Here is an 11,735-nt window from a genome sequence, read left to right on the forward strand (position 1 = left end):
ACTCCTATCGCAGCATCGGCTTGACGTCAAGCCGCCGGTTGATCACGGAGAACTCCAGCATCAGGTCGGCGACCCGCTGGATCTGGCCGGCATCCAGGTCCTTCGGGTACTGCGCGATCCGGACGTGTCGTGCGATATCGGCGTCGATCCGGAGATACTTCATCAGCAGTGGTTCGAGCACCTCACGGTCGGACACATCGTCGATTCCCTTGCGCAACGCGCGGACGAACTTCTCGACGGCGTTCGGGGCATCGTCGTTCTGGCTTCGTGCCGCATATCCCGAAAGCGGGATCCGGGCGGTCGCGCCCAGTGCAACGTCCAGAATCGGCAACGCGTTGAAAGCCCTGTTGTTCAACTGGATGTACGGTTCGACGATCACCCCACCGTCCACTTCGCCACGTTGGATGGCCGGGCCGATCTCCGGCATCGGCATCGGCACCCACTTGATCCCCGAGATGTCCACATTGCGTGCTCGCAGCTCCGACATCGCGCCGAGGTCGGAGATCGATCCGACACTGGTCACCGCGATCCGTTTGCCCGCGACGTCTTCCGCTTTGCCGATCGGACCGCCCGGTTTGGACACAAGCATCAGGTGGCTCGTGTCCGCTGTGTACGCGGGCGCGATGATCTTCAAGTCCGCGTGCCGTTCGCTTTGTGCCTGCAGCACACCGGGATAGCTGGTGAAGGCGATGTCGAGCCGTCCGGCGGTCAGGTTCTCGATCGCCTCTGGGCCGCTGTTGGCGACCACGGTGTCGACCGAAAGTCCTTCGTCGGCAAAGTATCCGGCGTCCAGCGCGCGGTAGAACGGTGCCGCGTCGACAACCGGCAGTACGCCGACCCTGATCTTGGTCAGCCCGGTGGTGACGCCGCCGAGTCCCGGCCGGGTCATGAAGACCCCGACGACCCCGATCAGCACCACGACGACAACGACGATCCCCGCTTGCACCGTTTTCGGGATCCGGTGCAAGCGGTTGATCAGCGACTTCGGTTCCGCCCTGCGCAGTTGCCGTCGGGTCGGCCGCGCGTGGCGTGGCGTGCGGCGGCCGGTTTTCGGCTCGGTCAGCAGGGTGTACTGCCTCGGCTCGTGGCCTTCCGGTTCGGACTGGGGCGGATCCATCCGGCCCATGGCGTCGATGAGTTCGATCATCAGCCGGGCCCGGTGTTCAGTGTCCATTCCCTGCGGCAGTTCCGCGTTGGCTGCCTGCCGCAACTCGGCGAACCACTGGTCGACATCGCGGGGACCGAGGTGTGATCGCGACCGCGTCCGACGAAACATTCTCAACGACCCTTCCGTTGTCTGAGCATCCTTTCGACGCTTGCTAACCGTCGGCTGGCGGCCGGACGGATCGACTGGGATGCCGCGGGTTCTTGCGCCGCCGGTACTGGAGGATCTTCCCCAGGTTCTTGCGGCCCTCGTAGAGGTAATGGGCGATGGAATTCTCGGCCAGCCGGGTGATGCCGGCGATCTCCTTGTTCGAGAAACCGAGCGCGGCGAGAATGATCACGCACGACTGCGATCGGGGCAGCGCGTGCAGCGACTCAATGATCGCGGTCACCCGCACCTGTTGATCGGCCACACCGAGACCGGAGACCGGTGTGCCGTTGCCGTTCACGATTTCTTCCTCCAATCGGCTGGCCGGAGCCTTGCGCAGTTCGTCGAGCGCGAGATTTCTCGCGACCGTGATCGCCCATGGCAGCGGGTCGTCGACCGTGTGCCATTTGACGTACAGCCGCTCCATCGCCGCGTCGGCGATCTCCTCGATGTCGACCAGCCTGGCGAACTGGTGGTGGAGATAGACACGAACCTGTACACGGATGTCCTGGTAGCTATCCGTGAAGAGGTCCGGCTTGCTATCTCGCATCGGATCGTCGTTCAAGCTCCGGGGTACATGCGGCACTCTGCATTCGCCTTTGCCTGCGTTGGTGGTGGTCGAGGTGCCCTGGTTGCATACCTATGACGGGTCGTGTCGCGCCAAATGTATATCTGTCACCCGATCGATGTATGTGAATTACTTGTATGACCATTGCCGATCAAGAATCGTTTGCCGTGCGTACTGTTCGTCGGATATCGAAGCTCGCAGCGTGACCGGCAGAATTGTTGATCTATAGCCCGCGCGACCCACTTGATCGAAATCAGGCAGGCTTGATTCTTCCCGCATTTTCGCGGAATTTGCCAGTCAGTGGGAAGGGGTGGACCGGCGGGGCAGGATGGCCAGTGGCATATCCGAGGACAAGGAGTTTGATCAATGCGACTTCGAAGAGCCGTCGTGCTCTCGTCGGTGCTGATGATCGGGTTGACGCTGCCCGCGGCGGCTACCCAGCCGGAAAAGGTGATCGTGCTGCCGGGCGCCAGCTCGGCCGAGGGTATCGCCGCAGGGCACGGGTCCGAGTTCTTCGCCGGTGACCTGCTGCGCGGCGACATCTTCCGAGGTGACGCGCGACGCGGCAAGGCGGAGCTGTTCATCGACGCGCCCGACGGCCGGATAGCCGTCGGCATGACAGCCGAGTTACGGCACGACTTGCTGTTCGTAGCGGGTGGCGCGACCGGCCAGGCGTACGTCTACGACACCCGGCGCCGGACCACGGCGGCAACGTACCAATTCGTCCCCGCCAACCAGGGCTTCATCAACGACGTGACGTTGACCAGGGACGGCGCCTGGTTCACCGACTCGATGAACCCACAGCTGTACTTCGTGCCGCTGAGCCACTTCGGCAAGCTCGGACCGTCGAAGACCTTGGCGCTCAGCGGACCGGCGGCCGACACGAGCGGGTCGTTCAACCTCAACGGCATCAACACCACGCCCGACGGCCGCGCGCTGATCGTGGCGCACTCGTCCAACGGTCAGCTGTACCGGGTCGACGCACGCACGGGCACGAGCCAACTCGTTGCGGGCGTGAGTGTTCCCGGCGCGGACGGGGTTGCCCGCGACGGGCGTACCGTGTGGGTTGTGCAGGGTGTCAACCGTGTCGGCGGAAATCCCGTCACCGGACAGGTGGATCGGGTCCGCCTGACGGCCGACGGCACTGCGGGGACGCACGACAAGGTCATCACAAGTACGAAGTTCCAAACCCCTGCCACAGCAGCGAAACTGGGGAACAAGCTGGCTGTGGTGAACGCGAAGTTCGACACCGGCTTCCCGCCGACCGCGGACCGCTACGAGGTCGTCGTCACCAACAGCTGAGCGCGTCACGGCCGACAGGAGTGTCCTGTCGGCCGTCACACAAGAGGAAATTTCCGGTTGTTTGCGCGCACCGGCGAGCTCACAGTTTTGGCCATGACAAACGAGATTTCGCAGCAGCGGATGCCGGGCAGGCTCAAGCTGACCCTCGGCATCCTGGTTTTCCAGGTTCTCGCCAACGGATTCATCGGATTCCTGATCGTCGACGAGATCAGCACCCGGTCAAGCCACGGCGCGCGGACCCCGAACTCGGGCCTGCTCTACTTCATCGGGTTCCTGTCCATCGCGATCGCGTTGACACTCTTGGCATGCGTGCTGATGGCAGGAACGCGGCGGGCGTGGATCAGGATGACCGTGATCGGCATCGAGGTGGTCGGTCTGATCAGTGGCGTGATCAACCTTTTCAGCGGGCAGGTCACCGCTATCGCCGGGATCGCGCTGGCGATCGGCGTGCTGTCCATTCTCAACCGCGACGACGTCCGCGAATGGTTCAGCGAGTGAACTCACGATACGGTGTCCGTTGTGGATACCAGATTCCCGGCGACGCGGAGTTTGTTCGGGCTAGCGGTCGGTGACGCGTTCGGCGCGCAGATTCTTTTGCCGGGCGACCATCCGACCGTGCTCGAACGTCGTTTGCCTGCGGCGCCGTGGGAATGGACCGACGACACCGAGATGGCCTGCTGTATATATCAGACACTGACGCGATATGGCCAGATCGATCAGGACGCTTTGGCTATGTCCTTCGCCACGCACTTCACCGCCGAGCGTGGCTACGGCAGTGCCGCCGAGCGGATGTTGTTGCGGTACCGCAAAGGCGACTCGTGGCGGGAAGTCGCGCCGTCCATGTTCGGCGGTAAGGGTTCGTGGGGCAATGGGGCCGCGATGCGAGTGGCCCCACTCGGAGCGTGGTACGGACCGAATCTTGACGCCGTCGTGACCGAGGCTGCGAAGTCCGCGCTGGTCACGCACAATCATCCGGAAGGCGTCGCCGGTGCGATCGCGGTCGCGGTCGCCGCGGCAATTGCTTCAACCGCACCAAATATCTCATCTGGCGAATTCCTGCAAGCCGTTGTCACGCGTGTGCCGGACAGTCAAGTCCGTAGCGGAATCCATACTGCATACGAGCTTCTGAGCACTGACGATCCGCGAATTGCCGGGGAGCGACTCGGGATCGGCCACGGCGTCAGCGCGCAGGACACCGTCCCGCTCGCACTGTGGCTCGCCGCGAGAAATCTCAACTCCTTTGAGGATGCGATGTGGACGGCCGCTCGCGTCGCCGCGGATCTCGACACCGTTTGTGCCATCACTGGCGGCATTATCGCTGCTGGGCCGGGGTCGGTGACCGTTCAACCGGCATGGTTGCGAGCGTGTGAACCGCTGCCTGAATGGGTAGGTTGACCAGATGATCAGCCGCTGTGCGGTTGCGCTCACTGGATGATGTCGATCACCACGTTGCTGTGGTTCATGATAAAACCTCCGTGATCGGTTCCGCGGTAGCTCGGAGAGAGCCCGGGTTCCCAGTTTTCGCCGACAGCACTCAGGAGTTCGTGAACCGTGCAGCGCACAGACGAAGACGAGTCCGGTAAGCCTTATGACAAGTCGATCCGCAAAAGGCTGACCAGGACTGTTCTCATTCCCAGCGTGACACTGCTGGTGTTGTGGATTGCGGTGTCGTCGTACTTCTTCATCAACGGTCTTTACGTGCGGCTGGTCGCGGCGTCAGTGCGTGAGGTGTCGATCCCCGCAGCCACGGCGCTCGCCGCGTTCCAGCGGGAACGCCAGATCGCCTTGCAGTACCTCGACAATCCCGCGCTGGGGCAATCCTCGATGCAGGAACAGCAAAAGGCTACTGACGAGAAGCTTGTTGCGTTGCGCAGCGCGTTCGACGCGACCATCTCCAACGCGCCAGACGAGATCGCCACCAAGGTCAACACGCTGAAGGCCCAGTTCGAGCAGTTGCCGGTGGTGCGGTCGCAAATCAACTTCCGAAGCATCGATCGGGGAAAAGTCAACGACTACTACAACGAAGTGCTGGACACGGCGTCGGATCTGTTCGACACCCAGGCCCGGATCGTGCCGGACGCGCAAGCCGCGCAGGGTGGCATCACCGCGACCTCGACCTTTCGTGCCGGCGATTTGATGTCACGAGAGACTTCGCTAGTCCTCACGGCGTTCGCGGCCAAGGCGTTCACGCCGGACGACTTCGTTCAGTTCACCCAGTTGCGCGGCTTCTACCGCACGGAACTTGGCCAGATCGCGCCGTTCCTCGATCCCGAAGTTCGCGCCGCGTACCAGGCCTTGACCACCAGTGATGCCTGGCGGCAGCTGACCAGCGCGGAAGACGCACTGATCAAGCGCGGCCCGTGGACGGCGCGTGAGATGAGCAGCGTCGCGGTCAGCGAAGCCGACTGGCAGAAGGCGACGAACGAAGTCGCCCAACGTCTCAACGAGATCGCGATCAACCAGGCGGACAAGGTCTCGGCCGCCGCATTGGAATCCGGCAACTCGCAGCTACGCAACGCGATCGTCGGCAGCATCTTCGCGCTGCTCGCGTCACTCGTCGCGATCATCGTCGCGGTGCGGGTGTCCCGCTCGCTCGTTGACCGTGCGCTGATGACGCGGCTTGCCCGGCTGCGCAACGACTCGCTCGACCTCGCCCAGAACCGGCTGCCGAACATCGTTGACCGCCTCAAGGGCGGCGAGCACGTCAACGTGGCCGAAGAGCTGCCACGACTCGACCACGGCCGTGACGAAATCGGACAGGTGGCCGAGGCGCTGAACATCGCGCAGCTGACCGCGGTCAACGCGGCCGTCAGCGAGGCGAAAGCCCGTAGCGGTGTACACAACGTGTTCCTCGGTATCGCACACCGCAACCAGGTCCTTGTGCACCGGCAGCTGCAGATCCTCGACGAGATGGAGAAGCGCGAGGAAGACTCGTCGCAGCTGGCGTCGCTGTTCCAGCTCGACCACCTTGCCACCCGCGCGCGGCGGACCACCGAGAACCTGATCATCCTCGGTGGCAAGCAGCCAGGCCGCCGGTGGCGCAATCCGGTGCCGCTGCTGGAAGTCCTGCGTGCCGCGGTGTCCGAGACCGAGCAGTACTCCCGGGTGCGGGTCGAAGGCATCCCCGAGGTCGCGATCGTCGGCTCGGCCGTCGCCGACACCATTCACCTGATCGCCGAGCTCGTCGACAACGGCACGTCCTTCTCGCCGCCCGGTTCGCAGGTCGAGGTCAGCGCGACGACCGTGGCGCGTGGCGTGGTCATCGAGATCTCCGACCAGGGTCTCGGTATGAAGGACGCGGTCCGCGAATGGGCGAACCAGATGATGAGCGAGGCCCCCGAGTTCGACGCCATGGCGTTGCGCGCGGACACCAGCCTCGGCCTGTTCGTGGTGGCGCGGATCGCGTCCCGGCTCGACATCACGGTCACCTTCGACCCGTCGCGCTACGGCGGGACGCGGGCGACCGTGCTGATTCCAACGCACATCCTTGTCACCGACGGACAAGCCGAGGAAACCATGGTGGTGAGCGAACCGGCGCCCACGGCGCCGCCCCCTGCAGCAGCTCCACTTCCACCGGCCCCCGCACCATGGCCGGAACCCCGCGAAGCTGATCATTCCAACGGATTCCTGCCCCGGCGCGCCGACATCGCGCCGCGGCCGCACCCCGTCCAGCCACCACCCGTGGCCAAGGAGCCGGTCGCCGACCAAGAGCCGACGCCGGCCACGGACGCGCCTCGCGCGCCGCTGCCACAGCGAAGGCCGCAGCAGAACCTCGTGTCCCAGCTGCGCGACGACCCGGCGGCGGACACCATCGAGAACATCGAGCAGCAGACGGACGACGACACGGTCGAGTACGGCCAGTCGAGGACGTTGTCGGCGTTCCACAAGGGCAGCAAGCGCGGTCGCGAATCCGATGTCACGCCCACCTGATCCACCGCTCTCCAGCAGGGAAAACTCGACAATGAACCAGAAAACCGATCTGAACTGGCTGCTCGACGACATCGTCAGCCGGGTTGTCGGCTCCCAGCACGCGATCGTCCTGTCCGCGGACGGTCTGCTGCTCGGCAAGTCGGCAGGCATGAACAAGGACGACTCCGACCAGTTGTCCGCGATCGCGTCAAGCCTGCAGAGCCTGGCAAAGGGCGTGAGCAGGCACTTCGACCGCGGTGGCGTACTGCAGAACCTGATCGAGATGGAGCGTGGCTACCTGTTCGTGTCCGCGGCGGGCCGTGGGGCGTGCCTCGCGGTGCTCGCCGAGGAGACCGTCGACGTCGAAATGATCGCTTACGAAATGAACCGCCTGGTCAAGCGCGTCGGCGACTACCTCGCCTCGGCGCCACGGGACACCGTGAAAACCGGGGAAAGGGCGTAAGGAGTGGACGACGGTTGGTATGACGACGCCGCCGGTCCCTTGGTCCGGCCATACGCGATCACCGCTGGCCGGACCCCGTCCGCGTCAGCGGGGGCGCAACTGGACGTGGCCACCCAGGTGATGACGTTGCGGTCGGCCGAGAAGACCGACAACGGCCTCACCCCAGAACACCTGAAGATCAAGCGGCTGTGCCAGCGGCCGCTGTCCGTCGCCGAACTCGCGGCGCACATGAACCTCCCACTCGGAGTGATCAGAGTGCTGTGCGGCGATCTCATCGAACGCGGCGTTGTCCTCGTCCGGTCCCCGGCGCAGCGGGTCGAGGCACCTGATCGCGAACTACTACAGGCGGTACTTGATGGCCTCTCCAACCTCTGAGGACTATGTCGATGACGGCGGGGACACGATCCCAACGCCGGTCAAGATCATCGTGGCAGGCGGATTCGGCGTCGGGAAGACCACTTTGGTCGGCTCGGTCTCCGAAATCCCACCGCTGACAACGGAAGAACTGCTGACCGAAGCCAGCGATGGAATCGACGACCTCGCCGGTATCGAACGCAAGACCACGACAACGGTCGCACTGGACTTCGGCCGCATCACCATCTCGCCGAAGCACGTGCTGTACCTGTTCGGTACGCCAGGCCAGGATCGCTTCTGGTTCATGTGGGACGAACTGGCGCGCGGCGCGATCGGTTGTGTTGTCCTTGTGGACACGCGACGGCTGGACAACAGCTTCGCGGCGATCGACTACTTCGAACGCAGGCGGATTCCGTTCATTGTGGCGGTGAACGTGTTCGATGACGCGCAAAGCTATGCTGAGGATGAGATCCGTGGCGCGCTTGCCGTCCCGTCACATGTCCCGATCGTCATGTGTGACGCGCGAAAGCGGGATTCGGCCAAGCTGACGTTGATCAAATTGGTCAAACACGCGATGAGCGAGCTCCCCGTCGCCTGAGAAACCCTCGTGAGTGGTTAGACGTGTTCTAACACGTCTAACCACTCACGAGGAATTTCAGGCAAGACGCTCCCGCCATTCTGTGAATGCGGTGACCAAGTCGGCCGTCTTGCCCTGAAACCTAGGCAGCTGCACATCGATGTAGTGCAGATAGAGCGGGATCAATCCCGTTGCCAGTTCCGGGGTGAGCTCGGCGGGATCCAGTGGGTGTCCTGCTCGGACGCGCGCGGCCAAACGGACCAAGGACGCTGCGACGGGTCGCGGTTCATCCAGGTACCAGTCGATGGCCTCGTCGTTGGTCGCGGCACGGCCGGATGTTCTTGTGCTGTACAGGAAACGCACCGGGAACAGTACGGCCTTGCTGAACCATACCGCGTCATCGAGGAGACGCCGAGGTCTGTGGAATTCTGCGATCACCGCATCGGATGCGAGAATGTCGACGGCGAACTTGGCGCTCTCCAACAACAATTCTTCGCTTGTCGGTCGAGCCACCTGGTTGGCGATGTCTTCACCGAACAGGAGCTTGCCGTGGTCGGCTACTTCCAACCGGTCCAGTGCGGGAAAGCGCCCGTCGTCACGCCCTTCGCGCAGAGCCGTCAGCGAGCCCCAGAAAACAGACAGCTTGCGGTGCAGATCGCTTTGCGCGTGGAGGGATTCGTTCGTGGTAGCGACCGTTTCACGGTCACCTTCACGAATGTCGTTCAGGACAACGGCAAGGTCGATGTCGCTGACGACAGGCGAGTACCCGCCGTACGCGAGGCTGCCTAAGAGATAGGCCGCGATCAAACGCTCACCGAAGGCGTTCTGATAGGCGCGGACGCTTTCATTGACGACCGCGCATGCCGCTTTGGTCATGCTGCGACGACGCTCGTATCCCGTCGGGCACACTCGGCGATTCTGTCGGAGACCACGGCGATAACCTGCCATGCTCGGTCCAGCAGGGTGATCAGGTCGTCCGCAGTCCAGTCGCTGCGGCTACGCAGCAGCCGGTACCCCATTTCGAGGTGCTCGGCGTCGGCTTCGTCGTGCAGCGTGAAGTACGGGTCTTCCGGGAACGCGCGGGTGCCCGCCTGGCTCAGCACAAGACTACCTGCCTCTAGCGCGAGGTGAGCGAGGACTGCGCGCTGAACCCCCGGCAGGACAGCGAATTGGTCCACGAACCACGACGCGCCCGATTCGATCACGGGGTCCCAGACGAGCCGCTGGTCGTCCGCACGGCTGCGGGCCAGGATGGCGTCGTGACCAACTTCTTCCTGCTGATGCTCAAGTGCGAGGGTACGCAGCTGCGGGTCGGTCTCGAAGGTGACACGGGCGCTGATCATCCGCTGGAACGCGTTGGACCACGGCTGCAGGTAAGTGAGCACGGCCTTTTTGGTTTCGACGGTGGTGTTCTCATCAGCCAGTAGGCGAATCAGCTCCGACGACTCGTATTCCCGTTGCCGTTGCTCGTTGTAGCTGGCGATGCGCTCGATATCTTGCTGGCTCACTGCCGGTTCCTTTCGATCACGCAGAACAAAATCACCATACGACGACGGAGGCACTGGGTGGTCATAGACCGGAAACCGGAAGTACGTGGTGATGTCACCCCGTCGTCCCGCGGCGCGGTAGCTGACCAACGTCAGTACGCGTTGACTGTCCTCCAATGGTTCCGGTGCGAGTGCGGTGACGAGCGCGCGGAACCGACCGGGATCTACGCCTTCATTGTGCATCAGTGCCGCCGTGCGGTCCACGGCTTGGCGGTCGTTGGAGGCCAAGTCTGCCATCCGGAGATAGCTCGTACACTCCGCTACTTGGTCTAGACCATAGCGGAACGCAAGGCAACTCAAAGCGGCTTCGCCCGCATTCGCGTCGCCTCCGGTCAGTGTTCGGCAGGCCGTCAGCGACCCTTGGGCGTCGTGACGCCTTGCCACCGAAGCGATCCGGTTCACTTCGTCGATGTCGGCGTCGTGGCTGCGGTAGTAGATCTTGACTCTGGCGTGCGCTTCGTCAGCTTGGTCAATGGCGAAGAACTCGATCTCGCGCCTGCCGCCGATACTTTCGATCCGCCTGCGGGCATCGTTCCATGCGGCGCCCATGCCTAGCCGGTTCATGGCTTCGTCCACAGCGGCATAACGTTGTGCGAGCGGCCATGTGTACAACCCGAAGTATGTTTTGTGGACCACTTGCATGGGCGGGCGCCATGCGACCGAACGCCACAGTGGTGCACGCGACGGACGGCCGATGTGTCTGCCGAAGATCTCTCTGATTTGTGTGATCCTGGTTTCATCCTGCCACACAGGAGAAATCAGGGTGTGGTCGTCGTCGAGGCAGTCGAAGAGCAGTCGCACCTCCGGATGTCGTCCCGACCAGTTCACGGACAACTCGGCCGGGAATCCGTCATCCGCCACATAGGACGGCTGCCTTGGCGCGGTCCCGATTCGTTCGGTTGCCCATGCCGGGAGCGCGTTTCGCAGCATCCGGGTGGTCCGGATGGACTGTTCGGCAGGGACATGCAGCGCACCACAGGCCGTAGCCCACAGCTGGCACAGGAAGTCAACGAACCGTCGACCTTGTGCGGGGTAGATTTTCCTTACATAACCAGGTAACCGCAGCGATCGGCTGGCCACCAGCGGAGGTTATCAGCGGGGTAGGTGTGCAACGATCAAGCTTTACCCGAGTGGTCCAACCAATTGGGCCATCCGGGGTTCGCCTTGTCCGCAACGAACACTCAGAGTTCGTAGGTCATCTCGACGCCTTCGAGCTGCACACCGTCCGGCATCCGAACCATCGTCTTGCGTGTTTCTTCGAAGCCGTAGGAACGGTAGAGCGGAACCCCTGGCAGCGTTGCCATCAGCGACAACGAGCGAAACCCTTCGGTGCGAGCGGCTTGCACGCAACCGTCGAGAATCTGCTTGGCCAGTCCTCGGCGAGTCCAGTCGGCACGAACGAACATCGCTCGCACTCGTGCGGGTTCTGTTGCGGGATCGAGCATCCGGCCGTCGTCTTCTTGCGCACCCGATCCGGTGTAGAGCTTGTTGCGTTTGCTCCAACCACCACACGCGACTATCTCTTTGTGAACTTCGTGAACGAAGTACGTGCCATCATTGACAAGTGTGACGTCCGGCTCAGTTAGATAGATTGCCGCACTGGCAGCCTGTTCCGTGGTGTAGAAGCGCGGGAACAACTCGGTTCCCGAGACACGCATCAGGGTTTCGATCTGTGAAATATCGGTGATGGTGGCAAGGCGCAT

At 63.1% G+C, this 11,735-nt stretch carries 12 protein-coding genes; 7 read left to right on the forward strand and 5 right to left on the reverse strand.

All coding sequences use genetic code 11. From position 1 onward, the window contains the following. Positions 1-4: 4 nt before the first annotated feature. Both LWC34_RS51170 and LWC34_RS51175 read right to left on the reverse strand, forming a co-directional pair. Positions 5-1,276, reverse strand: coding sequence for an ABC transporter substrate-binding protein (locus LWC34_RS51170; RefSeq protein ID WP_233733468.1), 1,272 nt, complete (start codon positions 1,274-1,276; stop codon positions 5-7). A 43-nt stretch (positions 1,277-1,319) separates the two neighbouring features. Next, positions 1,320-1,862 (reverse strand): RNA polymerase sigma factor, encoded by a 543-nt coding sequence (locus LWC34_RS51175; protein WP_233733469.1) that lies wholly within the window; start codon positions 1,860-1,862, stop codon positions 1,320-1,322. A 384-nt stretch (positions 1,863-2,246) separates the two neighbouring features. Here LWC34_RS51175 and LWC34_RS51180 point away from each other — a divergent pair, with 384 nt between their 5' ends. From LWC34_RS51180 to LWC34_RS51210, 7 genes are all read left to right on the forward strand, one after another. Beyond that, positions 2,247-3,182: an SMP-30/gluconolactonase/LRE family protein gene (locus LWC34_RS51180; RefSeq protein WP_233733470.1), complete on the forward strand. Its 936-nt coding sequence runs from the start codon at positions 2,247-2,249 to the stop codon at positions 3,180-3,182. Positions 3,183-3,275: 93 nt separating this feature from the next. Continuing rightward, the gene (locus tag LWC34_RS51185) at positions 3,276-3,680 is read left to right on the forward strand and encodes a hypothetical protein (protein ID WP_233733471.1); all 405 of its coding nucleotides are present in this window, start codon (positions 3,276-3,278) and stop codon (positions 3,678-3,680) included. Between the two features lie 21 nt (positions 3,681-3,701). Next, complete coding sequence (locus tag LWC34_RS51190) at positions 3,702-4,577, forward strand: ADP-ribosylglycohydrolase family protein (RefSeq protein WP_233733472.1); 876 nt, start codon at positions 3,702-3,704, stop codon at positions 4,575-4,577. A gap of 156 nt (positions 4,578-4,733) precedes the next feature. After that, positions 4,734-7,112: a sensor histidine kinase gene (locus LWC34_RS51195; RefSeq protein ID WP_233733473.1), complete on the forward strand. Its 2,379-nt coding sequence runs from the start codon at positions 4,734-4,736 to the stop codon at positions 7,110-7,112. 31 nt (positions 7,113-7,143) lie between these two features. Continuing rightward, positions 7,144-7,554 carry a roadblock/LC7 domain-containing protein gene (locus tag LWC34_RS51200; protein WP_233733474.1) on the forward strand — a complete coding sequence of 137 codons (411 nt, stop codon included), beginning with the start codon at positions 7,144-7,146 and terminating at the stop codon, positions 7,552-7,554. Positions 7,555-7,557: 3 nt separating this feature from the next. Next, positions 7,558-7,929, forward strand: coding sequence for a DUF742 domain-containing protein (locus tag LWC34_RS51205; protein WP_233733475.1), 372 nt, complete (start codon positions 7,558-7,560; stop codon positions 7,927-7,929). Beyond that, positions 7,910-8,506 (forward strand): GTP-binding protein, encoded by a 597-nt coding sequence (locus LWC34_RS51210; protein WP_233733476.1) that lies wholly within the window; start codon positions 7,910-7,912, stop codon positions 8,504-8,506. Before LWC34_RS51205 ends, LWC34_RS51210 begins: the two co-directional genes overlap by 20 nt. Positions 8,507-8,563: 57 nt before the next feature. On the opposite strand, the gene LWC34_RS51215 is transcribed toward LWC34_RS51210, so the two are convergent. From LWC34_RS51215 to LWC34_RS51225, 3 genes are all read right to left on the reverse strand, one after another. Beyond that, positions 8,564-9,361: a nucleotidyltransferase domain-containing protein gene (locus LWC34_RS51215; protein WP_233733478.1), complete on the reverse strand. Its 798-nt coding sequence runs from the start codon at positions 9,359-9,361 to the stop codon at positions 8,564-8,566. Next, a complete protein-coding gene (locus LWC34_RS51220) occupies positions 9,358-11,112 on the reverse strand; it encodes a hypothetical protein (protein WP_233733480.1) in 1,755 nt (584 codons plus the stop codon). The genes LWC34_RS51215 and LWC34_RS51220 overlap by 4 nt, the downstream gene beginning before the upstream one ends. Before the next feature lie 101 nt (positions 11,113-11,213). Then, positions 11,214-11,735: a GNAT family N-acetyltransferase gene (locus LWC34_RS51225; RefSeq protein ID WP_233733482.1), complete on the reverse strand. Its 522-nt coding sequence runs from the start codon at positions 11,733-11,735 to the stop codon at positions 11,214-11,216.

This window comes from Kibdelosporangium philippinense (genome assembly GCF_021390435.2).
GTDB classification, from domain to species: Bacteria; Actinomycetota; Actinomycetes; order Mycobacteriales; family Pseudonocardiaceae; genus Kibdelosporangium; species Kibdelosporangium philippinense.